The 26078-nt window shown below is 37.1% G+C and carries 26 protein-coding genes; 14 read left to right on the top strand and 12 right to left on the bottom strand.

From position 1 onward, the window contains the following. Positions 1–54: 54 nt before the first annotated feature. The 10 genes from hemF to G9Q29_RS00540 all read left to right on the top strand — a co-directional run bounded on the left by hemF (position 55) and on the right by G9Q29_RS00540 (position 9183). Entirely contained in the window at positions 55–960 is a 906-nt protein-coding gene (hemF, locus tag G9Q29_RS00585; RefSeq protein WP_166132572.1) for an oxygen-dependent coproporphyrinogen oxidase, read from the top strand. 264 nt (positions 961–1224) lie between these two features. After that, entirely contained in the window at positions 1225–1683 is a 459-nt protein-coding gene (gene tnpA, locus G9Q29_RS00580; RefSeq protein ID WP_166132571.1) for an IS200/IS605 family transposase, read from the top strand. A gap of 99 nt (positions 1684–1782) precedes the next feature. Next, positions 1783–2781: a porphobilinogen synthase gene (gene hemB / locus G9Q29_RS00575; RefSeq protein WP_166132570.1), complete on the top strand. Its 999-nt coding sequence runs from the start codon at positions 1783–1785 to the stop codon at positions 2779–2781. Beyond that, positions 2781–3290: a DinB family protein gene (locus tag G9Q29_RS00570; RefSeq protein WP_166132569.1), complete on the top strand. Its 510-nt coding sequence runs from the start codon at positions 2781–2783 to the stop codon at positions 3288–3290. Before hemB ends, G9Q29_RS00570 begins: the two co-directional genes overlap by 1 nt. 40 nt (positions 3291–3330) lie before the next feature. Continuing rightward, on the top strand, positions 3331–3717 hold the full coding sequence (locus G9Q29_RS00565; RefSeq protein WP_166132568.1) for a c-type cytochrome: 387 nt from the start codon (positions 3331–3333) through the stop codon (positions 3715–3717). 196 nt (positions 3718–3913) lie between these two features. Then, positions 3914–4384 (top strand): methylated-DNA--[protein]-cysteine S-methyltransferase, encoded by a 471-nt coding sequence (locus tag G9Q29_RS00560; protein WP_166132567.1) that lies wholly within the window; start codon positions 3914–3916, stop codon positions 4382–4384. An 83-nt stretch (positions 4385–4467) separates the two neighbouring features. Next, positions 4468–5181 (top strand): 3'-5' exonuclease, encoded by a 714-nt coding sequence (locus tag G9Q29_RS00555; RefSeq protein ID WP_166132566.1) that lies wholly within the window; start codon positions 4468–4470, stop codon positions 5179–5181. Between the two features lie 112 nt (positions 5182–5293). Then, positions 5294–6733 (top strand): nucleoside recognition domain-containing protein, encoded by a 1440-nt coding sequence (locus G9Q29_RS00550; protein ID WP_166132565.1) that lies wholly within the window; start codon positions 5294–5296, stop codon positions 6731–6733. A 382-nt stretch (positions 6734–7115) separates the two neighbouring features. Further along, the gene (locus G9Q29_RS00545) at positions 7116–8717 is read left to right on the top strand and encodes a fumarate hydratase (protein ID WP_166132564.1); all 1602 of its coding nucleotides are present in this window, start codon (positions 7116–7118) and stop codon (positions 8715–8717) included. A 73-nt stretch (positions 8718–8790) separates the two neighbouring features. Further along, positions 8791–9183, top strand: coding sequence for a hypothetical protein (locus tag G9Q29_RS00540; protein ID WP_166132563.1), 393 nt, complete (start codon positions 8791–8793; stop codon positions 9181–9183). Positions 9184–9254: 71 nt separating this feature from the next. Here G9Q29_RS00540 and G9Q29_RS00535 read toward each other — a convergent pair whose 3' ends face one another. The 12 genes from G9Q29_RS00535 to G9Q29_RS00480 form a co-directional block, all read right to left on the bottom strand. Further along, positions 9255–9914, bottom strand: coding sequence for a 3-oxoacid CoA-transferase subunit B (locus tag G9Q29_RS00535; protein WP_166132562.1), 660 nt, complete (start codon positions 9912–9914; stop codon positions 9255–9257). Positions 9915–10005: 91 nt separating this feature from the next. Further along, positions 10006–10704 (bottom strand): CoA transferase subunit A, encoded by a 699-nt coding sequence (locus G9Q29_RS00530; RefSeq protein ID WP_166132561.1) that lies wholly within the window; start codon positions 10702–10704, stop codon positions 10006–10008. A gap of 161 nt (positions 10705–10865) precedes the next feature. After that, positions 10866–13175, bottom strand: a complete 2310-nt coding sequence (locus G9Q29_RS00525; protein ID WP_166132560.1) for a penicillin-binding protein 1A — start codon at positions 13173–13175, stop codon at positions 10866–10868. 9 nt (positions 13176–13184) lie between these two features. Beyond that, on the bottom strand, positions 13185–13664 hold the full coding sequence (locus G9Q29_RS00520) for a gliding motility lipoprotein GldH (RefSeq protein WP_166132559.1): 480 nt from the start codon (positions 13662–13664) through the stop codon (positions 13185–13187). Continuing rightward, a complete protein-coding gene (locus tag G9Q29_RS00515; RefSeq protein WP_166132558.1) occupies positions 13648–14955 on the bottom strand; it encodes a PSP1 domain-containing protein in 1308 nt (435 codons plus the stop codon). The genes G9Q29_RS00520 and G9Q29_RS00515 overlap by 17 nt, the downstream gene beginning before the upstream one ends. 185 nt (positions 14956–15140) lie before the next feature. Further along, on the bottom strand, positions 15141–16508 hold the full coding sequence (trhO, locus tag G9Q29_RS00510) for an oxygen-dependent tRNA uridine(34) hydroxylase TrhO (protein WP_166132557.1): 1368 nt from the start codon (positions 16506–16508) through the stop codon (positions 15141–15143). A 494-nt stretch (positions 16509–17002) separates the two neighbouring features. Next, positions 17003–17413, bottom strand: a complete 411-nt coding sequence (locus tag G9Q29_RS00505) for a BrxA/BrxB family bacilliredoxin (RefSeq protein ID WP_114753830.1) — start codon at positions 17411–17413, stop codon at positions 17003–17005. 100 nt (positions 17414–17513) lie between these two features. Then, positions 17514–18665: a lycopene cyclase family protein gene (locus tag G9Q29_RS00500; RefSeq protein WP_166132556.1), complete on the bottom strand. Its 1152-nt coding sequence runs from the start codon at positions 18663–18665 to the stop codon at positions 17514–17516. Between the two features lie 31 nt (positions 18666–18696). After that, entirely contained in the window at positions 18697–20958 is a 2262-nt protein-coding gene (locus tag G9Q29_RS00495) for a TonB-dependent receptor (protein WP_166132555.1), read from the bottom strand. A gap of 120 nt (positions 20959–21078) precedes the next feature. Then, positions 21079–22293 (bottom strand): hypothetical protein, encoded by a 1215-nt coding sequence (locus tag G9Q29_RS00490; protein WP_166132554.1) that lies wholly within the window; start codon positions 22291–22293, stop codon positions 21079–21081. A 29-nt stretch (positions 22294–22322) separates the two neighbouring features. Continuing rightward, positions 22323–22913: a type 1 periplasmic binding fold superfamily protein gene (locus tag G9Q29_RS00485; RefSeq protein WP_166132553.1), complete on the bottom strand. Its 591-nt coding sequence runs from the start codon at positions 22911–22913 to the stop codon at positions 22323–22325. A gap of 173 nt (positions 22914–23086) precedes the next feature. Beyond that, positions 23087–23434, bottom strand: coding sequence for a MerC family mercury resistance protein (locus G9Q29_RS00480; RefSeq protein WP_166132552.1), 348 nt, complete (start codon positions 23432–23434; stop codon positions 23087–23089). Between the two features lie 88 nt (positions 23435–23522). Between G9Q29_RS00480 and G9Q29_RS00475 the strand changes: the two genes are divergently transcribed. From G9Q29_RS00475 to G9Q29_RS00460, 4 genes are all read left to right on the top strand, one after another. Further along, positions 23523–23924, top strand: a complete 402-nt coding sequence (locus G9Q29_RS00475) for a Fur family transcriptional regulator (protein ID WP_166132551.1) — start codon at positions 23523–23525, stop codon at positions 23922–23924. Between the two features lie 121 nt (positions 23925–24045). After that, complete coding sequence (locus G9Q29_RS00470) at positions 24046–24693, top strand: metal-dependent transcriptional regulator (protein WP_166132550.1); 648 nt, start codon at positions 24046–24048, stop codon at positions 24691–24693. Positions 24694–24695: 2 nt separating this feature from the next. Continuing rightward, on the top strand, positions 24696–25514 hold the full coding sequence (locus G9Q29_RS00465) for a ZIP family metal transporter (RefSeq protein ID WP_166132549.1): 819 nt from the start codon (positions 24696–24698) through the stop codon (positions 25512–25514). 102 nt (positions 25515–25616) lie between these two features. Beyond that, the gene (locus G9Q29_RS00460) at positions 25617–26033 is read left to right on the top strand and encodes a hypothetical protein (protein WP_166132548.1); all 417 of its coding nucleotides are present in this window, start codon (positions 25617–25619) and stop codon (positions 26031–26033) included. Positions 26034–26078: the final 45 nt, after the last annotated feature.

Genomic DNA, 26078 nt, shown 5'->3' with positions numbered 1-26078 from the left:
GTCTAAGTTTACCGAATAACTGCGACTGATAACTGCGACTGATAACTGATATATATGAAAAATAAATTTTACCAATACATACAAAACCTGCAAGACCAGATTGTTGCTGGCTTAGAAGCCGTTGAAGGTCATGCCAAATTCAAGGAAGATCTTTGGGAACGTCCAGAAGGCGGCGGAGGACGAACACGTGTAATTGAAAACGGAAATGTAATCGAAAAAGGCGGTGTCAATATTTCGGCAGTGCACGGAAAATTACCCGATTCGATGCAGAAATTATTTAACGTTGGCGAAGCCGATTTTTTTGCTTGCGGATTGAGTTTGGTTATCCATCCTAAAAACCCAATGGCACCAACGGTTCATGCTAATTGGCGTTATTTCGAAATGTATGACGATAACGGAAATATTATCAAGAGTTGGTTTGGTGGCGGACAGGATTTAACGCCCTATTACTTATTTGAAGAAGATGCGATACATTTTCATCAAACTTGCAAAACAGCTTGTGACAAGCACAATCCAGAGTTTTATCCCAAGTATAAAAAACAATGTGATGCCTATTTTTGGAATGCACACCGTAATGAAGCTCGTGGACTAGGTGGTTTATTCTTTGATTATTGCAAAGAAACCGAACAAATGTCAATGGAAAACTGGTTTAACTTTGTAACCGAAGTTGGAAATTCATTTCTTACCGCTTATGTTCCAATTTTAGAACGACGAAAAAATTTACCATATACCGCAGAACAAAGAACTTGGCAAGAAATCCGAAGAGGTCGTTATGTAGAATTCAATTTAGTACACGATAAAGGCACTTTATTTGGCTTAAAAACCAACGGAAGAATTGAGTCTATATTGATGTCATTACCGCCACATGTTCAGTGGGTTTATGACCATCATCCAGAAGAAGGAAGCGAAGAAGAAAAATTATTGAAAGTGCTGGAGAATCCTGTTGAGTGGATAGTTTAGCTCCGAAGGAGCGCTATATTTATAGCAACCATTGGTGCGATATATTTATAGAGAATTATTTCGATTCCTTTTAGCTCCGAAGGAGCGCTATATTTATAGCAACCATCGGTGCGATATATTTATAGAGAATTATATCGATTCATTTTAGCTCCGTAGGAGCGCTATATTTTAGCAAAAATCAGTGCGTTGTATTTATAACAAATAATGTATGTAATTGAAATTTAATTCCGTAGGAATGACATCTTTAACCAGCATCAATTTATAATGGCAAACACCTATTCTCAAATCTACATCCAAATTGTCTTTGCTGTAAAAGGGAGACAAAATCTAATTTCTAGTACATGGAAAGATGAATTGTTCAAATATATCACCGGTATTGTTACAAATGAAGGTCAAAAACTGATTGCGATCAATGGAATGCCAGACCACGTTCATATTCTAATTGGCTTAAAGCCAAATAAAGCCTTATCAGATTTGGTGAGAGATATAAAAGCCAATTCATCAAGATTCATTAATGAAAAAGCTTGGATAAATGGTAAATTTGAGTGGCAAACAGGATTTGGAGCATTCACCTACAGCCATTCGCAATTGACAAATGTTATCAATTATATTCAAAATCAAGAAGAACATCATAAATCAAAAACATTCAAAGAAGAATATGTAGAATTTTTAAAATTATATAATGTAGATTTTAAAAATGAATATCTTTTTGATGATTTTTAATTAGAGAAAAATATGTCGCCCTTACCGGGCTTAAAAACAGCACGATAAAACAAATTACTATAAATATTATGCTCCTCTGGAGCTTGAAAAACTAAAAATATGTTCCCATTACAAAGAGGCCGTCGCTTAAGAGTCAACGAATCCATTCGTTCCTTAGTTCGTGAAACTACATTAAGTCCAAGTGATTTTATGTTTCCTATGTTTATTGCCGAAGGTGAAAACGTACAAGTCGAAATTCCATCTATGCCAGGAATTTTTCGCCGTTCTATTGATTTAACGGTAAAAGAAGTGCAAGAATTATTCGATTTAGGAATTCGAGCAGTAAACATCTACGTAAAAGTCGATGAAAATCTCAAAGACAACGCAGGTACTGAAGCCTGGAACCCAAACGGACTCATGCAAAACGCCATTCGTGCCATCAAAGCCGCTTGTCCAGAAATGATTGTCATGCCAGATGTAGCTTTGGATCCGTATTCTATTTATGGTCATGACGGAATCATAGCAAATGGCGATGTCGAAAATGATTCTACCAACGATGCTTTAGTAAAAATGGCTGTTTCTCACGCACAAGCCGGTGCTGATTTTGTAGCACCAAGCGATATGATGGACGGACGTGTGCTACGCTTGCGCCAAGGTTTAGATGCTGCAGGGTATCATAACGTGGGCATCATGAGTTATTCTGCCAAATATGCTTCGGCATTTTACGGACCGTTTCGCGATGCTTTAGACTCTGCTCCAAAAGACGCTGATGTGGTTGTCCCAAAAAATAAAAAAACTTACCAAATGGATTATGCCAATCGTCTTGAAGCTATCAAAGAAGCACTTTGGGATGTTGAAGAAGGTGCAGATATGGTGATGGTAAAACCAGGAATTGCATACTTAGACATTGTTCGCGAGGTAAAAAATGCAGTTCATGTACCCGTAACCGTATACCATGTTTCTGGCGAATATGCCATGATTAAAGCCGCTTCCGAAAGAGGTTGGTTGGATCACGATCAAACCATGATGGAACAATTAATGTGCATCAAACGCGCAGGAGCCAGTTTGATTTCGACATATTTTGCTAAAGAAGCCGCCATACTTTTAAACAAAAAATAATGAAAAAGTTTTTTATAGTAATTGCCTTTTTTCTTAGCCTGAATCTTTTTGCGCAGGTAGAAGTTATTCCCACATTCATTGAAAAATGGGACAATTCTAAAGAATATTTGCTCGCTGTTGCACGCGCAATGCCAGAGGAGCAATACGATTTCAAACCAGTAGCACGCGAAATGTCATTTCGAGAGCAGTTATTTCACATTCAAGATAATATGCTGTGGTTGAGCACGACGCATTTTTCTGCTCGGAAATACGAAAAGAAAGTTATTGATAAATCACGTTCCAAGGCACAAATATTGCAAGATATTCAAGCTAGTTTTGATCAATCCAAAGCTTTTATACAGCAGGATAGTGTGGCCGAATTATCTAATAAAGTTGAATTTTTTGCCGGTCCTAAATCTAAATTTCAAATACTTAATTTAATGCAGGACCATTTAACGCACCACCGCGCACAAATTATCGTTTATTTGAATCTCAAACAAATAGAACCACCAAAATACGTGGGTTGGTAAGCATAACACGAAACCATTTTACTGTTTAAAATAGGTAAACATGAAAAAATTGATTGTATTAAGTGCTTTAATAGCCTTATATTCTTGTAAAAAAGAAGAAACAAAGAAAGAATCCTTGTACCCAACAACTACTGAAACCGTTGCTCAAAGTCCGGTAGAATTAGGAAAAGAAATTTTTGAAGGAAAAGGAAATTGCATCGCCTGTCACCAAGTTGACAAAAAGGTAATCGGTCCCAGTTTACAAGACATTGCAGGTATTTACAAAAGTAAAAATGCCGATATGGTCACGTTTTTAAAAGGCGAAGGAGAACCAATTGTAGACCCAAGTCAATACGAGGTAATGAAAGCTAATTTTGCACTCACAAAAGCCATGTCTGACGAGGAATTGAAAGCGCTAGAAGCCTACGTCTATTCTCATATAAAATAAAGCAACTTTTTTTAGGACCTTAATCCTGCTATCCGCTGTATTCCCGATAAATAAAAACTACGGCAAAAAAGCCTTGTTTTTCTAAATCGGGAGATGCCGCTGCTATCAGGGCTAAAAACAAAGACCATTCGCAAGTACGAATGGTTTTTTTATGACCGTATGTAGTCTACAAAGATTATTTTTTTACCTTTAAAAAATGGAAACAGTTTACATTAAAACACCGTTAGGAATTGCTGTCATTACCGGTGATGTAAATGGTGTTTCTGAAATAACAGTGTTAGAAGAGGGTGAAGTATCTACTGAAATCCCCGATTTTTTACAAGAGGCAGTGCAGCAACTTCAAGAATATTTCAATTCGCAAAGAATTCATTTTACCTTTAAACTCAATCCAAAAGGAACTGATTTTCAACAAAAAGTGTGGAACGCATTACTCGATATTCCGTTCGGTAAAACAAGAACCTATCTAGAACAATCCAAATTTCTTGGTGATCCAAAAGCCATTCGGGCTGTAGCTTCCGCAAATGGGAAAAACCCACTTTGGATCGTGGTTCCTTGCCACAGAGTTATTGGTAGTGATGGTTCATTAACGGGTTATGCAGGAGGTTTATGGCGCAAAAAATGGTTGTTAGAGCACGAAAATCCTAATAAGCAACAAGCTCTTTTTTAGCTGGTTATTAATATTTTTTTTATATTCGTTTAGGAATATCCGTGCAAATCTTTTAAATCAGCGTCATCTGCGTGCCATAAAAAATGATCGAAAAAATAAATCTCAACAACATTCTGTTTCTCGATATAGAAACCGTTCCAGAATCTGAAAATTACGATGCTTTAGATCCTGAAATGCAATCGCTTTGGGAACACAAAACGCAATACCAGCGCAAAGAAGAGTTTTCTCCCGAAGATTTTTATGATCGTGCGGGTATTTGGGCCGAGTTTGGTAAAATTGTGTGTATTTCGGTAGGTTATTTTACCATTAAAGGTGACATTCGTAATTTTCGAGTAACGAGTTTTTTTGGGGATGAGAAAAAAATACTTTCCGACTTTAATAATTTACTCAACAATCACTTCAATCAACCACAGCATGTTCTGTGCGGACACAATGCCAAGGAATTTGATATTCCCTTTTTGGCCAGGCGAATGATTATCAACAATATTGCAATTCCAAACAAGTTGAATTTATTTGGAAAAAAACCTTGGGAAATTCCGCATTTAGATACCTTGGAATTATGGAAATTTGGCGATTACAAACATTTTACTTCTTTGAAATTAATGTGTAAAGTACTCGGAATTCCTTCTTCAAAAGGCGATATCGATGGTAGTCAAGTCGGTCACGTATTCTATGTAGAAAAAGACATTGACCGTATTGTCACTTATTGTGAGCGAGATACTATTGCTGTAGCGCAAATTTTTCTTCGCTTACGTAGAGAAGAGTTGTTGATAGAAGACGAGATTATTCATGTGTAGTAGCTAAATCAATAAAATGTTGAGCTAAATTTTTTGAAAATGCTTTGCGTACTTTGCGAATCACTTTGTGCACTTTGCGGTTAAATAATTACATTTACAAAAATTATAAGTTATGGTATTGAGTAGATTTTGGTTGGTTATTTTTATTTCATCAATTGTTTTTGTGGTAGTGAGTTTGTTCAGTTCAAACACCTATACAATTGATTATGTATTGAATGGAAAAAAAGACGACCCGATTTTGATTTCTGAAAAAATGCCGGAGCAATTGCCCATTTTTATCAAAGACAGTATCAAAAATGCACCAGATCAAACTATGATTATCAATCGCGATACTTTAAACGTTGACACAACATATGTTTTTAAAAATAAAACGGTAAAAATCTACAGTGGCGTACAAAAATCAGATGGTTTATTACCTACTTGTAAAAGTACTTTGCTGGATTTAGTATTGCCATTAATGGCATATTTGGCTTTCTTTTGTGGGTTGATGGAACTGTTAATTATTTCAGGTGCTTCTGGTAAATTAGCCAAAGCCTTAAGTCCTGTTTTTGTAAAAGTATTTCCGAGTATTCCCAAAAATCACCCTTCGATTTCGTATATGACTTTGAATTTTGCGGCTAATTTTCTTGGCTTAGATTCGGCTGCAACACCTTTTGGCCTCAAAGCCATGGAAAGTTTACAAGAAATCAATCCTGAAAAGGACAAAGCGAGTGATGCCCAAATCATGTTCATGTGCTTACACGCCTCAGGACTTACATTGATAGCTACTTCGATCATTGGCTATCGTGCTGCCGCTAATGCCGCTAATCCTGCCGATGTGATGTTGCCTTGTATTATAACGTCGTTCATAGGTACCATTGCAGCCTTTTTGATTGTTGGTATCAAACAAAAAATCAATTTTAAAAGTGCGTCATTGGTATTGGTTTTAATTACGTTAATCGCAGCTATTATTGGTTTGCTGATGTACGTGAACCAATTGGATTTAGTTGGTAAAAACTACTTTACATCTAATCTTTCCGCTTTAATTTTAATCGCTATTATTGCGTTCACTTTAATTTTTTCATTTTGGAATGAAAAGAAATTTACTGCTGCAAGCACTACTGTTTTTGATGCTTTTGTAGTGGGTGCTAACAATGGTGTGAAAACGGGGGTAACTATTTTCCCTTACGTTTTAGGGATGTTAGTTGCTATTTCCTTGTTTAGAAATAGTGGTTTGTTTGAAATTATTAGTAACGGAATTGCCTTTTTATTCTCAAATATGGGCGTAAGCAAAGAAATTACAGATGCTCTGCCAGTTGCATTATTGCGTCCTTTTAGCTCCGCAGGATCACGTGGATTTTTGATTGATTCTATGAACACTTTCGGTCCAGATTCCTTAACGGCACGTTTGAGTAGCATTTTTCAATGTAGCGCCGAAAGTACTTTTTATGTAATTGCAGTTTATTTTGGATCGGTGAATATCAAAAACACCCGTTACGCTTTAGGAACCATGTTGCTAGTAGACGTGATATGTGTAATTACAGCAATATTTGTTGCAAGTTGGTTTTTTTAATCTACAGATAAATTGTTTTTGATAATGTCCCGAGCCTAAGGCTCTCAATTTTATGATTACTAATTACAACGGATTAAAATCTGTTGACAAAGCGAAAAACTCATAATTGAACTTTCGTAGTAACACAACCTATTGTTAAATTTTAATTTGATTTCGTACGAACCAATTATCTACTAGGATTTTTAATCAATTTTTCATTCTTTTGAGGGATTCAATAATTTTTTAAATTCATATCAAAATGTCAAAATATACCAAATACATCGCCATCGGTTTGCTAATTCTTTTTTTACTTACAAGTATTTTAACGTAGTAGTTTAGCGTCGCTTTTACAGTAACTTTTGTACTTAAACTAACTATTTTATCTTTGTAAAAACATTATACCATGGACTTTATTTATCAGGATCCTTATCCTATTTTAAAAGACGATACACAATACCGAAAAATATCTTCAGACTACATAAAAGTAGAACAGCTGGGCGATAGAGAAATCCTTACCGTTGATCCAAAAGGTTTGGAGTTGCTTTCGCAGGAAGCCATGAAAGACGTTTCTTTTATGCTTCGTACTTCACATTTAGAAAAATTACGTGCCATTTTGGATGATCCGGAAGCAACAGATAACGATCGTTTTGTAGCTTATAATTTATTGCAAAATGCTGCGGTTGCTATTGATGGTCAATTACCATCTTGTCAAGATACCGGAACTGCAATTGTAGTGGCTAAAAAAGGAGAAAACGTATACACAGGTGTGGATGATGCCGAGTGGCTTTCAAAAGGGATATTCAACACCTACCAAGAAAAAAACCTGCGTTACTCTCAAATTGTGCCTATCAGTATGTTCGAAGAAAAGAATTCTGGTTCTAATCTTCCGGCACAAATAGATATTTATGCCAAAAAAGGAAATTCATACGAGTTTTTGTTTTTAGCAAAAGGGGGCGGTTCTGCCAATAAAACCTATTTGTACCAACAAACGAAATCGCTTTTGAACGAAAAGTCAATGGACGCTTTTGTACGTGCAAAAATTATGGATTTAGGAACTTCTGCTTGTCCGCCATATCACTTGGCATTTGTTATTGGCGGTACTTCTGCCGAGGCTAATTTAGCTGCTGTTAAAAAAGCTTCAGCGGGTTATTACGATCATTTGCCAACCACAGGAAACATGGCTGGTCAAGCGTTCCGTGATTTAGAATGGGAGCAAAGAGTGCAACAAATTTGCCAAGAAAGTGCTATTGGAGCGCAGTTTGGTGGAAAATATTTTACGCATGATGTACGTGTAATTCGTTTACCACGTCATGCTGCTTCTTGCCCTGTAGGATTAGGAGTGTCTTGTTCTGCTGACAGAAATATAAAAGGAAAAATTACTAAAGAAGGTATTTTTGTAGAACAACTTGAGGTGAATCCAGCTCGACTGTTGCCTGCAACACCTCCGCATTTGGAAGAAGCAGTTGAAATTGATTTGAACCAACCGATGGCGGATATTCTTAAAAAGTTATCACAATATCCAATTAAAACGCGTTTAAAATTGAACGGAACTTTGATTGTAGCGCGTGATATTGCACATGCTAAAATCAAAGAACTTTTGGATGCAGGTAAACCTATGCCAGAGTATTTTAAAAATCATCCGGTGTATTATGCTGGCCCAGCAAAAACTCCAGACGGAATGCCATCAGGTAGTTTTGGTCCAACCACGGCCGGAAGAATGGATGTTTACGTAGAAGAATTTCAAAAAGCTGGCGGAAGTATGATTATGCTTGCTAAAGGAAATAGAACGCCACAAGTTATGAATGCTTGTAAAACTTACGGAGGCTTTTATTTAGGATCTATTGGAGGTCCAGCAGCTATTTTAGCACAAGACAATATTTTGAAAGTAGAAGTAGTTGACTTTGAAGAGTTAGGTATGGAAGCTGTTCGAAAAATAACAGTAAAAAATTTCCCAGCTTTCATTATTACTGATGATAAAGGGAACGATTTTTTCAATAATTTGTAATTAATTAAAGCAAACTATAAACCGCACAACCGGGAGTGTTTGTGCGGTTTTTTTGCTTCATAAATCTAATTTTATGTCATTTCAAGAAACCTTTTCTGTGTTTTATTCCAAGGTCAAATCAAGTTTGCAGGATGGTACTTTTGCCAAATTAACGCTAGCTAAAACCATTGGGAACACTTTATTGATGAATATTTATGTGCGGCCGGTAGTGGTGGAAAATGATTTACAATTGGAATTAAAGTTTAAATTTCAGCAAGAAGAATTATTCGAAATTCATTCGATAGACAGCGCATTTGATCGTTTACTGCCCTTTATCAATAATCCTTTTTTGTCGGCAATTTTGTTTACAACAGAGTTTGATTTGACTTATAAATTAAATAAAAAAAGAGCGGTAAGTATGGTGGAGCAATTTCCTAGTTTCGCGCATGCAGCAACAGCACTAACCGAATATTTAGAAAGTAAATAGTAGTACTTAAAAGCCATAAAAAAACCTCAAACGAATTTCATTTGAGGTTTTTTTATAGGATTTGATGTCGATTAGTTGATATCCATTTCAGGAATATCACCTTCAATTATCAAGTTAGCTTCAGTAGAAGCGATTATGTGTTCTACTGTAACTCCTGGCGCGCGCTCTAAAAGCTTAAAACCTGCCGAGGTAACTTCTAGTACCGCAAGCTCTGTTACTACCTTTTTAACGCAACCTACGCCCGTTAATGGTAAAGAGCATTTTTTAAGGATTTTTGATTCACCTGCTTTGTTTACGTGCATCATGGCTACAATGATATTTTCGGCAGAAGCCACTAAATCCATTGCGCCACCCATACCTTTTACCATTTTACCTGGGATTTTCCAGTTGGCGATATCTCCATTTTCGGCAACTTCCATAGCGCCTAGAATGGTTAAATCTACTTTTTGAGAGCGTATCATCCCAAAACTCAAGGCCGAGTCAAAAAATGATGCGCCAGGTAAGGTAGTTATGGTTTGTTTTCCGGCGTTAATGATGTCTGCATCTTCTTCTCCTGCAAAAGGGAATGGTCCCATGCCTAATACGCCATTTTCACTTTGAAATTCAACCGAAATATCGGTACGAACATAATTAGCCACCAAGGTAGGAATTCCAATTCCTAGGTTAACATAATAGCCGTCTTGTACTTCTTTGGCAATTCTTCTTGCTATATCTTCTTTTGTTAAAGCCATAATTTTATTTTTGAAACTGGTAAGGTTTTTATAATTTGAGTATTCTTAAATCATAAAACTGAAGTCCATATAATTCTTTGCAAACTGAATATTACTTTTGTCTCACAGTTCGTTGTTCAATTCTTTTCTCAAACGTTTCTCCTTGAAAAATGCGTTGTACCATAATTCCTGGAATGTGAATTTCATTAGGGTCTAATGCGCCTACGGGCAAAAGTTCTTCTACTTCGGCAATGGTAATTTTTGCAGCTCCAGCCATGCTAGAATTGAAATTACGAGCTGTTCCTTTAAAAATTAAATTACCTGCTTCATCACCTTTCCATGCTTTTACTATAGCAAAATCAGCTTTGTAAGCGAGTTCCATGATGTGCATTTTGCCATTAAACTCGCGAACTTCTTTTCCTTCGGCTACTTCAGTACCGTAACCTGCAGGTGTAAAAAACGCAGGAATTCCCGCTTGTGCAGCACGGCATTTTTCGGCCAAAGTTCCTTGAGGAGTCAATTCAACTTCGAGTTCTCCTGATAGCATCTGACGCTCAAACTCGGCATTTTCACCAACATAAGATGAGATCATTTTTTTTATTTGGCGCTTTTGCAAAAGCAATCCAAGTCCAAAATCATCTACACCGGCATTGTTCGAAATACAGGTTAAATCGGTTACGTTTTTTCGAACCAATTCGGCAATACTATTTTCTGGAATTCCACATAATCCAAAACCGCCTAGCATGATAGTCATGCCATTTTCAATGCCTTGAAGTGCATCTTGAACGGTATTTACTTTTTTGTTAATCATAAAAATAAGGTGCTATTTATCGAATTTTAATCTATTGATGAATTGAGTTTTAAGGACGAATACACTAGCCCAGATAACAGTGGAAATCCTTTTTAAAAGCGATTTTTCATCGCTTTTAAGAAGATTGCTACGTATAGCTGGATTGGCTCCAAAAGAAAATTTTACAATTCAAATTCTTCTGTATCTTGTTCTACAGCAGTCGTGTCTACTACTTTTTTCGGAACATAACAATCTACTTTGATAGATAAGTTAGCCGGTCTTTCAAAAGGTTCTTTGGATACTTTTAGCGCTGGATCTTCGTAACAAAGTTTCATGAAATAACCCCAAACTGGCAAAGCAGCTGTTGCTCCTTGACCGTAAGTGATACTTTTGAAACGGGCCGAACGGTCTTCGCAACCTACCCAAACTCCGGTTACTAAGTTAGGTACCATTCCCATAAACCAACCGTCCGATTGATTTTGTGTAGTTCCTGTTTTTCCTGCAATTGGGTTTCTAAAAGCATACGGATATCCTGTCCAACGGTTGTCTCCATTACCACCTCCGGTTGTACGCAAACGGTCACCTGAACCGCCTTCGGTTACTCCTTCTAGTAATTTCACCACTGCGTACGCAATGTCTTTGTTCAATACATCATGTGATTCTGGAATAGGCTCGTAAATTACAACACCGCTTTTATCTTCAATTTTGGTGATGAATTGTGGTTTTACATACACTCCTTGATTAGCGAAAGTACTGTAAGCAGCTACCATGTCTTGAACGGTGATTTCTACCGCTCCTAAGGCAATTGATGGTTGCGTTACAATCTCTGATTTTACTCCTAGTTTATGTGTTAAATCGATAACAGCTTCAGGACCAACTTTGTCAATTAATTTTGCAGAAACAGTATTGATCGAGTTGGCCAAACCTCTTTTTAAGGTTACCATTCCGCGGTATTTGTTGTCAGAGTTTTTTGGTTCCCAATCTTCGGTTACGTGGTGACGCCCTTTACGAATCATGAACGGACCATCCACAATTGAGTCGCAAGGTGACATATTTAACTGTTCGATAGCAGTAGCGTAAACGAACGGTTTGAAAGTAGATCCTACTTGTCTAGCACCTTGACCTACGTGGTCGTACTGGAAATATTTGTAATTAATACCGCCTACCCAAGCTTTGATGTTTCCGGTTTGTGGCTCCATCGCCATCAATCCTGATTGTAAAAAGTGTTTGTAGTAACGGATAGAATCAAGAGGCGTCATGATGGTATCGCGCTCGCCTTTCCAGGTAAAGACTTTCATTTTGGTCTTTTCGCTAAAAGATTTTATGATTTCGTCATCGGTTTTATCCATTGATTTCATTACCGACCAACGGCTAGAGGATTTCATAGCTTGGTTGATAATTTTTTGCGTTTCTACAGCAGAAATATTAACAAAAGGAGCGTTTTTGTTGTCTTTAGATTGGTTAAAAAACTCCTCTTGCAAGTTGGCCATGTGCGCTTTTACAGCTTCTTCGGCGTGCAACTGCATTCTTGAATCAATAGTAGTATAAATTTTAAGACCATCTTTGTAAATATCGTAATCCGATCCGTCTGGCTTTTTATTCTCTTCTACCCATTTTTTCATGTAATCACGCAAATATTCTCTAAAATAAGTTGCAGTTCCGTCTTTATGAGTCTCGAGTTTAAAGTTCAATTTAATTGGTAAACTTTGTAATCTTACTTTTTCATTTTCCGAAATGATATCGGCTTTTTGCATTTGCAAAAGCACCACATTGCGACGGTTTTTTACACCTTGCGGATTGCGAACAGGATTGTACAAACCAGAGTTTTTGAACATTCCCACTAATATTGCCGACTCACTTATGGTTAAGTCTTTTGGCTCCTTAGAAAAATACGTTTTGGCAGCAGAACTTACTCCAACTGAATTGTTTCCAAAGTCATACACGTTGCAGTACATGGCAATAATTTCATTTTTAGTGTATTGTCTTTCTAAACGAATAGCAATAATCCATTCCTTTATTTTTTGTACAATTCGAAAAGGAAGAAACTTTGAACCTTCTCCGTGAAATAATTGTTTGGCAAGTTGTTGTGTCAACGTACTTGCTCCACCGCTAGTTCCTAGGCTAAAAATTGCTCTAAGAGTACCACGACCGTCAATACCAGAGTGATCATAAAAACGAGCATCCTCAGTAGCAACAAGGGCTTGAACTAGGTTTTTTGGTAAATCAGAATACTTTAATTGCGATCTGTTTTTTTCAAAATATTTTCCAATAACTACTCCGTCAGCAGAGATGACTTCGGTGGCTAAGTTAGAATCTGGATTTTCTAAATCTTCAAAGGACGGCATAGAGCCAAAAAGTCCCCAAGAGGCAAATAGGAAGAATAAACCAATACTTCCTAATCCGATAAAGAAAATTTTCCAAAATTTCTTTTGGTAGTAAGCGACGTCTTTAATCTCGCTTTTTGTGCTAGTGTTATTTTTTTTGATTGCCATAAAACTATATTATTCTTTTTTTTCGATTCTAAAACCTACATCTGTAATCCCATTAAGTGCTGTAACTCCAGGAACTTTTCCGTTTTCGCGAACTGCTTGTTTGATGTGTACTTTGTATTTTGAACGCAGTCGGACGTTTTCTTTGTAAAAAAGTTTGCTTTCTTTCACATCCGAAAATCCATCACCTAAAAGTGTTCCGTCAACATCGGCCATTTCGTACTCTAGCGTGTCCACTTTTGTAAATCCGTTAGGTAATTCCATAGCAACAATTAAAAACAAATTGTTGTATTGGTAATTGTTGTTCGCTCTTAAATTGACAAACAAGTTGTATCTCTTGGTCGAATCAAGAGCCGGAATAGCAAAGGTTACGGTACTGTCTTTGTGCCAAGCTGGACCGACAGATTTATATTCGTCAAAACTTCTTTTCTCATCACAAGAGGCAAGAAGTAAGACTGCTAATAAAAAAAACGCACTATTTTTTATCCACATTTTTAGTAATAATTATTGGTTTTCTAGGGCCTGCCGGTTTCTTGTCAGCAGGTGCTGGCTTATTTGTATTGGCTGGTTTGTTTGCGTTTTGTGGTTTGTTATTGTTGTTTTTAGGGCGTGGCGGTTTAGGTGCTCCGTTAGCAACAATAGCGTTTTCCGGATTTGGTTTACGCTTGCGGTTGTTCTTTTTCTTGCCTTTTGGCTGGTCAAAACGTGTTAAACTTTCTTGACCCATGGCATTGTTAAAGTTTTTCTCCGGCTCCACAATAACCTCAATAGCATAATCTTCAAGTGATGACACTTTATTTTTAAGCTTATTCTCAGCAATAATTTCTTTGACTTGATCAATTTTTAGTACATGCCAATTCGAAAAATTGTTGGTATAGGCAAACCACATCAATCCTTTAAAAATATCTTGTTTTTGGCAAATAGCATCTCCTTTTTCGGTGCTTAATTTGGTTTCAAAATCAGGAAAATGCTTTAAGGCATCCATGTAAGTGTCTAGCTCATAATTCAAGCAGCATTTTAGTTTACCACATTGCCCTGCAAGTTTTTGAGGGTTCAAGGACAGTTGTTGGTAACGTGCTGCTGAGGTATTTACACTTCTAAAATCAGTTAACCAAGTAGAGCAACATAACTCTCTTCCGCAAGAGCCAATTCCGCCCAAACGAGCTGCTTCTTGACGGAAACCTACTTGTTTCATTTCAATACGCGTACTGAATTCTTTAGCAAAATCTTTGATTAATGCTCTAAAATCGATTCGATCGTTTGCGGTGTAATAAAACGTAGCTTTTGATCCGTCTCCTTGAAATTCAATATCCGAAATTTTCATTTCTAGTTTTTGAGCAATGGCCAATTCACGTGCGCGAACCTTCATTGGCTCTTCGCGGTCACGTGCTGCAGACCAAATATCAATGTCTTTTTGTGATGCTTTACGGTAAATTTTTGGAATTTCGTTGCTGTTTGGGTTGGCTCCTTTTTTCTTCATTTGAATACGAACCAACTCTCCAGTTAAAGTAACAATACCGATGTCGTGACCAGGTGATGCTACCGTGGCAACAATATCACCAATACTCAAAGTAAGTTTTTCAGTATTGCGGTAAAATTCTTTACGACCGTTTTTGAAACGTACTTCTACACAGTCAAAAGGGGCTTCGCCGTTAGGCAAACTCATATTCGAAAGCCAATCAAAAACCGTCAATTTATTGCAGCTATCGGTGCCGCAAGTTCCATTATTTTTGCAACCCTTTGGTGCGCTACCATCAGAGGTTGAACAACTTGTACATGCCATAATCGTATATGTAGTGTTGTGACAAGCACAACTTAAGTTCTTAAAACGTTTAATTTGTAAAGATAGTATTTTTTAATTTTATGCAACAACGCCAATTTGGAGCAATCACTCATAAAATTATACTAAAAAACCCACTGCAAATGGTTTTGCAATGGGTTGGTTTTGTTTGTTTTACGGCAGTTGAGTTATTCTACAATGCGGTATAGTTTGTCTGATAACCGAATTCTGAAAGGTAATTTGAAAGTACAAGTATCTCCAGCAATGGCTTTTTGTTGCGCCGTTCCGTTCACCATCATTTCCTCAATGTTCATAATTTGTTCTCCGGTAGTGCTGCCTTTTATCATTACACTATCGCCTATTTTCAACTCATTTTCTTCAATTAAAAACTGACCAATATTTGATTTCGGGAAAAAGTGAGCGCCTTTGCCCAAATATTCTTTCTTAATTTTTACTGCTTTTTTTGCAATCGGTTTTCTTTTTGCCAATTCAGTCAAATCAGGAATTGCTGCTAACGGATCGGCATTGTTTTTAAAAAGCAACTTGTCTGATTTTCCTTTTTTGAAAATCTTATTTCCGTTTTTTATTCCTCTGCGAATGGCTTTTTGCTCTTCTTCAGGTAAGTGAATTACAGTCACACATTCAACCGAACAACAACCTTGCATTTTTTCTTTGCAAGAATCGCACTGAATAAAAAGCAAGTGACAACCTTCGTTTTCGCAATTGGTATGCACATCACAAGGCGCACCACATTGATGGCATTGCGAAACAATATCATCTGTAATTCTTTCGCCCAAACGGTGGTCAAAAACAAAGTTTTTACCTATAAATTTGCTCTCTAGATTTTCTTCTTTTATTTGCTTGGCGTAGTTGATAATACCACCTTCCAGCTGAAAAACATTCTTAAAACCTTGGTGTTTAAAGTAAGCCGATGCTTTTTCGCAACGAATTCCTCCAGTGCAATACATCACCAAGTTTTTGTCTTCCTTAAAATCTTTTAATTGTTCATTAATAATTGGCAACGACTCTCTAAACGTATCTACATCAGGAGTGATGGCGCCTTTAAAATAGCCTATTTCACTTTCGTAATGGTTTCTAAAATCGACTACAATCGTGTTGGGATCATCTAGAATTTCGTTGAATTCTTTCGCTTTTAGGTGCACACCTATGTTGGTCACATCAAAAGTTTCATCGTTCAAACCATCGGCAACAATTTTGTCACGCACCTTAATCGTTAGTTTCAAAAACGAATGATCGTCATGCTCCACTGCAATATTCAAGCGCATCCCTTTCATGAAATCGTACGCTTCAACGGTGTCCTTGAAGGCATAAAAATTATCGGCAGGCAATGATAATTGTGCATTTATACCTTCTCTAGCGACATAAATTCGGCCTAAAACATCCAAAGGATTCCAAGCGCGGAATAAATCATTACGAAATTGAGTTGGATCTTGAATTTGCGCATAAGCATAGAATGACAAAGTGAGTCTTTGTTTTCCGGCATCATCAATCATGATGGCTCTTTCCTCTGCGCTTAAGGTGTTGTACAGTTGCATGCTATAAACAGTTTAAGTGAGAAATGTATTTTTTGCAAAAGTAGGCAAAAAGGTTCAGAGGCGCAAAGATTTGAAGAGACTAAGGTTCGCAATCAATAAACAGATGCTTAGTTTTCCTTAAAGTCTTAATGGTTTATTTTTTTGGAGCTATTTCCAGCTGTTCACTATATCTGTTGTGGCGAACCCCGCCACAACAGGATGCCGTTTCCATCTGGGCTAGGGGAGTTGTGGTTGATAGAAAATTCAGTTCTCAGAGTTGATTTTTTGATTGAGTTAATTGCTTATTAATTCCAGTATTTCTTTTTAGCACAAAATGTCCTCTAACCCAGATAGTCCTGAAGCTTCGGGAGAAATCCTTTTTGAAAGCTTCCAGCCTTCAAAAGGCTGGAAGCTTTGGAATTATCAATGACTCTTCCTTCGTCAGAGTGACAAGTTTGTCGTAAACAAAAAAACCACGCCGAAACGTGGTTTTAAATTCTATACTTTGACAGGTATTAGCAATACTCGTTGAAAGCGTCTCTTAGGTTTTCAGCAATTAGTTCTGCTGGGCGACCTTCAATGTGGTGACGCTCTAGCATGTGTACTAATTCTCCGTTTTTGAACAAAGCCATACTTGGCGATGATGGAGGAAAAGGGAACATGTGTTGTCTTGCAGCATCAACAGCATCTTTATCAACTCCTGCAAAAACAGTAATTAATTGATCTGGTTTTTTTCCACCTTCTAAACTCATTTTTGCTCCTGGGCGTGCATTACGTGCAGCACAACCACAAACCGAGTTTACAACTACTAGCGTTGTTCCTTCTGCTTTTAATGCGTTTTCTACTGCTTCGGCACTATGTAAATCTTGAAAACCTGCTGCAGTAAGTTCTGCTTGCATTGGTTTTACCATTTCTTCTGGATACATATCTTTTATTTTAAATCATTAGTAATTAAGTCCTGCAAAGTTACAAAGTTTACATTCAAGAATAAGTGTTCAAGTATAAAGTTTTGTTATAGTTTTATTGTTATTTTATTGCTCTGGAAGCCACGTGAAAAATGGCTTTGATAAACAACATTTTCGGACATTTTAAAATCACCTGAATATCTTCTTTTAGTGAAGTTTCTTCGTCCAAAAATTTAAAAATAACCGCTGGATTTCCTTTTTTGAACATCGAAGAAAAAATGTGAGAACCCAATTCGTTTTTTCGGTCTAAAATGTCTAACAACAGCAAATCATAATACCAGAATTTTGTTTTTTTATGAAACTTAGTAAAGTCGTTTTCTCCTTGTAGAAAGGCTACCAATTCACTTGATTTTTTATCGGAATTTTTGAAAGTGTAACCCGTACTCGCCTTGGTCCAACCGCCAGAAGTACCAATGTTGATGACGTTTTTAGTATTTGATTTCCAAAAAGGGTAACACGTCATCGGGATGCTGCCTTGTTCTTTTTCAACGATTTCGTAGTTTGTAACCCCCAATTTTTGAATGTATTGTTGGATTTCGTTTTCGTATTCTTCTTTCTTTAAATGTTGGTGCGAAAACAAAGTGTATTCCAGTAAAGCTTCGGTTTTAGAGGTTGGCAACACGTACATAAAACGAGTATTTCCTTTTTGTGCTACCGAAAAATCCATGAACGTGGCTTGCTCATTATTGAAAACAGCTTGCTCACTTTTGATAAACCAACCTATAAAATGCTGTTGTAAAACGGGATATTTAGTTTGGTTTTCCGCTTTTTGTTTGTGGTAAATACTATTGAATAATTTGGAGCACGAAAAAGATTCGCTTTCTGTTTGTACCAGAATTATAGTTTCGGATTCTTCAATAGTCATAACTTTCTGATTTAAGAAAGTGACGTTTGTTTGTTTCGAAAGTAAATCAAAAACTTGGTTGTAAAAATCAAGTCCTTTCACCATATTGTAGTGATAAGGTTGCAAGTCTAAATCCCTGCGGAAAGCTGCATTGGCAAACAAAGCCGAATCCCATTTTTTAGAAATAGCCGGTTCCCAAATTGAATCGTTTGTTTTCCAGAAACACCAGGTTCTGTCATTGGTTTTCTTGGAGTTTTCATTCAGTAACAAAATACTTTTATCCGCAAACGATCCTGATTGAACCATTTTGTAAACTGTCATTAAAGCCGAAAGGCCTGTGCCGGTAAAAATATAATCGTAGTGTTTCATGGCTCAAAAATACAACTTTACGAGCAAAAAATTAATCAAAATGATATCGCAGACCTATAAAAAAACGTCTTCCTTGATTGGGTCCGTAGGCATAGGTTGGGTCAAAAGTGAGTGCGAATGGATTATCGGCCGTAGGGATTACCGCTCCCGAATTGTCAACTTGTACATTTTTATCAAAAGGATCATTGGCGCGTGCTATCAAGAACGGATTTCCACGATTGGGTGTCCAGCTGAGTAGGTTTTTGATACCGGTGTATAATTCTAGATTATGAATTTTTTTGAAAGTTATTTGTATGTTTTGTATGCTGTATGGTCTAGAAATTTCACGACGCGTGTCTAGTTCACTTAGTAACGGCAAACGCATGGGTCCAGTAAGGTTGCCTGTAAAATCAAAAGATAAAAACCAGTTCGGAATATCATAACTAAAGCCCCAACTTATACTGTATCTTTCGGTAAATAATGGTCTCAAACTAACACCGTCTTGTGTGGTCATGGCATCATAATAACTGGTCCCAAGGTTGGCTTTGAGCCCAAACGGGCTAACCCAATCGGCATTGGCACTGAGTCCGAAAATAGTGGAGTTGCCGTTTAAATTATCATAAATTATTTGATTCGGGTTGATGTCGTAGTTCGCAAAAATTCTGTTGGTGAAATAAGTGTACCAAGACGCCATTTCGAGATTAACCACGCCCGCATTGGTTAATTTGAATTTTTTCAGGTAATTTAAGTTTAGGTTGTGTGAGGTTTCTGGTTTCAAGTTAGATTGAATCACGACTTCTCGAGCGCCAGACAAAGCTTGATGATCCTCGGTAAAAAGGTTTACGATTCTAAAACCCGTTCCAAAATTGAATCGTAAGATATCTGTTGGCGTTGGTTTGAATTTAAACGCAAAACGTGGTGTAAAAATGGAACCGTGATTGTCATTGTAATCGTAGCGCAAGCCCCAGAGTGTGCTGGTTTTTTCATTATGTGTGATTTCATCTTGAGCAAAAGCACTGTAAATTTTAGAATGATTCGCTGTTGCCGTTGCGGGCGTGTTGTCATTATAGAATTGATATCGAAGTGCCGTACCAAAAAGTATGGAGTGGTTGCTCCAGTTTTTGTCCCAAATGAATTGGCCAAATGCTATTTTCTGATTCGCTAAAAAAGTAGAATTGCCATAAACGGAGTTTTGGTCATGACCAATAACCGAAAATTGAAAGAACATTTTTTCGGCTACGGGAAGCTCGTATTTCCCTAGAAATTCGTAGCGCGAAGTGTAAATGCTTTCGCCATACACTTGGTCTCCGCCTCTAAAACTCTTGTTCCATTGCATTTCTCCGCCCCAGCGGTCTTCATAAAGGTAGCGAGACACAAGGCTAAGTTCTTTTTTAGAAGCTCTGTTGATGTTTATTTTAGAGAAAAAAGAACCTCTGTTTTGCAAAGAAACATCGGTAAAATTGTCTTTGTTGTTGTCAACAGGATTGTTGTAAGTGAAATAGTTTACACCAAATAGGGCAGTAGCCTTGGAGCCAATATTGGTTTTATAACCAAGGTCAACATTCGTTTCGAGCCAAGATGTAGTAAAAACATCGGCTGTAAATAAAGGAACCGCAAACGGTTTTTTAGTAATAATGTTAATTAAACCGCCTACTGCCTCACTGCCATACAGCGTAGATGCCGCGCCTTTTACTACTTCTATTTTATCAATCATGGCATTTGGAATGCCTGAAAGCCCGTAAACCGTTCCGAGAGCGCTCACAATAGGCATCCCATCAATAGTGACCATGGTGTAAGGGCCGTCAAGTCCGTTAATGCGAAGGTCACCCGTATTACACACATTACAATTGTTCTGAGGTCGTAAACCATTTACGTTTTGCAAGGCATCCAAGACATTGCTAGTTGGGTTTTGTTTTAAAAAAGTCGCCGAAATAATCTCAACAGGAACAGGATTTTCTAACCTTTTAACGGGTTTAAGTGTGCCTGAAACTACTACTTCATCAAGTTGATTTTCATTACTTTCAAGTTCAAAATTAAGTATTATTTCTTGCTCATCTTTTATGTTGACGTTTTTGTTTTTTGTTTGAAAACTGTTTGCCATTACTTGTATGGTGTAATTACCATTTGGAATTTCAGAAAAAAAATACTGTCCTAAACTATCAGTTTGAGTGACGAAAGTGGTTTTTTGCAAGGTAACTTTTGCGCCAAGTATCGGTTGATTGTTAGAGGTTACCATTCCCGATAGGCTTTTTTTGTTTTGGCTGTAGCCGATAAAAAATAGCAACAGCATGCTTATTACAATTGTATTTTTCATTTTATAAAAATATAAATTTAGACAAAACTAAAAAATAATTTATTAAAAAAGCGGTTTGTTTTAAAACAAACCGCTTAGTCCCCCCAAATTAACCAAAACTATAGGGATTTATAAACTTATTTAATGGTCGCCATTGTTTTCGAATCCCATTAAAGTGAGACGAAATGGTTTATTAGATACTTTTATTTTTTTAATGTCATTATTATTTTTAATGTTGGCCATCCATAACTCGCCTGTTGCAGGTGCAGTGATATAAACAAATCGCTGCGTGAATTCCATTTGTGGTTTTTGCGTTGCTGTTTTTAAAGTTGGCGCAATGATATTTCTTTCAGTTGCAGCTACAGTGAGTGTATTTAAGTCGTACGAAATAAAATTTCCTGAATGCAATAAGATGCCAAGTTTACTATTGTCGTAGCTTACTTTACATTGCATGATATCGGTATTTTCAATTATTGGTTTAACTGTTTTAGCAATAACATCGATCAAGTACGCGCCTTTTGCAGCGGTATACCCAACAAATTTACCTTTGGTGTTGGTTTCAAGTATTGTTCCAAACCAGATGGTTCCAAAACCTTCAGGATGTGGAATTAAACTTTGTTCTCCATTGTTTTTTACCACCAAAATCCCGCTTGCCGAACCAAAAACAGCTTGATCACCATCTGCTGCATTGCCATGTATTCCTTTGGTTGCAATAGTAGAGGCAAATAATTCTTTACCAGTTTTGTCAATTATTTTTACTCGCTCAGGAAGTGTTCCAGGAATAGAATTGTCTTTTTCAGTAATAGCATATGTGCCATTCGCAAAAACAGCCATAGCACCATGATGCGCTCTTAATCCGGTGGTAATGGTTTTCATTGTAGCGCCATTTTTGTGGATTTCTGACTCTAGACCCACTGTTAAGGTACCATCACCATCATTGAAGGTTAGGATTTCTCCAAAATTACTTTTAAAGTGTGTTGGCTTTGATGAAATACCTGTTAGTGCACCAAATTTTGGCGTTCCTTTTATGTCAACATGATCACCATGAAACTCTAGTCCAGTATCGAAAGTTTCTGTTAAATTGTTTTCGCGGTGAATGATGCCTACAAAACGGCCAGAAGCACTCGTGTACAAAGCTGATTTAGGGTGTTTTGCTTCAAATGAAATGCTGTTTCCTTGTAGTGGATTTACCAAGGTTAGTGCTGTTGTGGTTTCATCTGAAATTAAAACGCGTAGGTGTTTGAATTCAGTTGTGCTTTCGTCAACTACTGTATCGTTGTTGTCGTCATTCGAGCAGGATTGTGTGACTAGAGCAAGAGTTGCAAACGTTGCTAAAAAAGCTAAAGATTTTTTCATTATTGTTTTTTATTTAGTTTTAAAAATTACTATTCTACTGTGATTGGAAAATCAACTTCAATATCTGTTGCGCCACCGGCATTGGTAATGTCGCCTAGAGCTACATTTGAGGCATTTTTATTCGGTCCGTGTCGTAAGCTGGCTCTCAAACTGCCACTTGCTGCAGTGGTCGTGGTAAATGTAAATTCGAGCCCTAGTGGCTTGCCATTTTTATCAAAATTGCTTGGATTTTTTGAATAGGTAAAGGGTTGCAATGTACCTGTTGTTTGAAAAAACATTTGGTGCTCTGTAGCTTCAGCTATTATCTCAGGTGTAATATCTATTGCTGGTATTGCTAAATCGTCTCTAAATGTTATGCTACCATTATAGGTTTTAGATCGCTCAAAAGGACTGCTAATACTAATTTGTGGTGCATTAGCTCCTTCGCCATCAAGGTCTTTGTACTCAAGTACAATGGTTTTTCCAGCAGTGGTTGGTACAAATTGTAACCGAACAGTTGTGATGAACTCTCCTTCATTCGCGGGTGCAACCACATCGTCAGTATTGGAGCAGGAGTTAAGTACTAAGGCCGAAAAAACGAGGGCAAAAAATTTGAAAAAGTGCTGCTTTCGATTGTTCATGAAGTAAGGTGTTTAATTTTTCATTTCGTTAATGCAATTGTGTTGCAAATATATTTATTATTTTTAATAACGCAACAAAGTTGCAATAAAATAAATATATTCTCTTTTTACCTTATTACGTTAGTGTTTTCCCGTGTTCAAAAGCCTAGCTAATACAGTTACGGGTAATTTTTTCATGTGTGTTTTTGGTTTATAAAATTGAGTAAGTGTGCCGCTATGATTCCTGAAGCACCAATGTAAATTAATGGGGTATCGATTTTAAAAATGATTTCCAGTAAAATACTCAGGAATAGAAGGGTGAGCGAGCTGGTTAAAAGGACTGCAACAATCGTCTTCCCGGCGCGCAGTGCGGGTATGGCTGCGCAAAGGCCAATGCAGGCAAATAGTAAATCAAAATAGGGATTGTGATTGACCATTACTGGAAACATACTCAGTATAGGCAATGCTAAACAATGGACTAAACACAAAATAGCGCTAGTTACACCCAAAAAATCTGGAGCTAAGGCTGTTAATTTTTTCATTTTCTTGTATCTTTGATTAATGCAATAAAGTTGCAAATGTATGGTTTTTATCTAAATGCAACAATGTTGCATTAATATATTTTAAAATATGAAAGCAAGCCGCAATACCACAGCAAAAACAACCATTTTAGAGATCATAAAAAACGCATCCGTGGCTTTATCACATACCGAAATTCAGGCGTTAAGCCAAAACGTATGCGATCGCGTTACTATTTACCGCGTTTTGGATCGTTTGGTATCCGAGGATGTGATTCATAAAATTGTAAATCATGACGGTACCATAAAGTATGCAAGTTGCCATCATGAGCATGAGCACGATCATGACGTAAAACATTCTCATACGCACAATCACATACATTTCAGTTGTACCAAATGTCTGGCAGTGACTTGCCTTGATGAGGTGAAGCCCGTATTTAGTCTTCCGGATAATTATTTGGTACACGATTTTAATTTCACCTTATCAGGTCTTTGCCCAACTTGTTCTTTATAGTTTAGACTTGTCTAAAAATATTTTTTATATTAACTTTTTTATGTAAGTTTGTCATTACATAGGTTTTGCGCTTTTTATGCACTTGAGCAAAAAAGTTGTTGCAATGCCTTAATTGTTTGTTATGACTTTATCCGAAGAGAATTATTTAAAAACGATTTACCATCTTTCTGCTATTGAAAATGTAGCAGTGAGTACGAATGCTATTGCTGAAAAGATGGATACCAAAGCATCATCTGTCACGGATATGCTAAAGAAGTTAGCCGAAAAGAACTGCATCAATTATATCAAATATCAAGGTGTTTCTCTAACTGATACAGGAAAGTTAGCAGCTAAGATGATTGTTCGAAAGCACCGTCTGTGGGAAACATTTCTAGTCGAAAAACTCGATTTTGCTTGGGATGAGGTGCACGAATTAGCGGAGCAATTAGAGCATATCAAATCTGAAAAGCTCATCAATAAACTGGATGATTTTTTAGGAAATCCAACCGAAGATCCCCATGGTGACCCAATTCCAGATGCTCAGGGACGTATTCTTAAAATAGAAAAACAATTGCTTTCTGAGTGTGAAAAAGGTAGAATTGGAATTTGTGTGGGTGTAAAAGATACTTCGTCTGATTTTTTAAAATACCTCGACAAGCAAGAAATTGCTTTGGGTTCTCAAATGGAAATTATAGAAAAAGAAAGTTTCGATGCTTCCTTACGAATTCGTGTGGGCACGAATGAAATTACTGTATCTCATAAAATTGCTAGTAACATTTATATTCAATAATTATGTTTCAATCGTTAGTTGATTATTTTACCAGTATTGACCCTATTTTGGCTGCGCTCTATGCCAGTTTATTTACGTGGTTTTTAACTGCATTTGGGGCTTCGTTTGTTTTTTTATTCAAAACCATGAACCGAACCGTCCTTGATGGTATGCTTGGTTTTACAGGTGGTGTAATGGTGGCAGCCAGTTTTTGGAGTTTATTAGCTCCAGCAATCGAAATGACCGGAGGTGAAGGTTTTGCAAAGGTGATTCCTGCTGCTTTTGGTTTTTCACTTGGTGCACTTTTCATTTTTGGAATAGACAAAGTATTGCCTCATTTACACATTAATTTTAAAGTTTCCGAAGGGGTAAAGTCTCCTTGGCAACGTACTACATTGTTGGTTTCGGCAATTACGTTACACAATATCCCTGAAGGTTTGGCGGTTGGTGTTTTGTTTGGTGGTGTTGCTGCTGGAATTCCAGAAGCTTCGATAGGAGCAGCTTTGACACTTGCAATTGGTATCGGGATTCAAAATTTCCCCGAAGGAATTGCTGTCGCTATGCCATTAAGACGAATGGGAATGAGCCGCTGGAAAAGTTTTATGTATGGTCAATCCTCTGCACTTGTAGAGCCTATTGCCGCTGTATTAGGTGCTTTTGCCGTTACTTTTTTCACCCCTATTTTACCTTATGCTTTGGCTTTTGCCGCAGGCGCTATGATTTTTGTGGTTGTTGAAGAGGTAATTCCAGAAACCCAACAAGATAAAAATACTGATATTGCAACTTTAGGTTTTATTGGCGGATTTATTGTAATGATGGTATTGGATGTGGCACTAGGTTAGTAAAGTAAGGGTCATTTGGCTTTTGAATCTTAAGTTCTCAAAGGCTACAAAATGAGCTAAATGTTTTCTACATTTACATAGGAACCAAATCTATAAATACAAATGAAAAAGTCAATTCTATTCCTTTTTATGATGATTAGCAGTTTATTTTTGGCTCAAAGCCCAAAGCCTGCTAAACTAAAGGTAATCACTGTAAAGCAAAAAGTGTGTCGCAGTAAAAAAGGGTTTCAATTTGTTTTAAAAACGATTGAAAGTGATTCGCGTTGCCCTAAAGGAACTACTTGTATTTGGGCAGGAGAGGTAAGTGCTGTTCTGCAAGTCTTCGACGGACAGAAACAAGTTGAAGAAACAACTTTAGTTTTTGCAGAAAAAAATAAGGAATCAAATAAAAAATGGTTCGCCAAATATTTGCCAGTTGAAAAGCAAAAAATTGAAAGCCTTCGAGTAACGCCATATCCCGTTGAAGGTTCTTCAATCAAGCCTGCGGATTACGCCATACAAATAGGCTACATCAAATAGTTTAATTGCAGCCACAGTCAGAACTTCCACAATTTTTATCCTTTA

This window comes from Flavobacterium turcicum, assembly GCF_011365745.1.
Taxonomy (GTDB): Bacteria; Bacteroidota; Bacteroidia; order Flavobacteriales; family Flavobacteriaceae; genus Flavobacterium; species Flavobacterium turcicum.
Note: the sequence above shows the minus strand (reverse complement) of the source record. Positions and strands in the feature narration are given on the sequence as shown.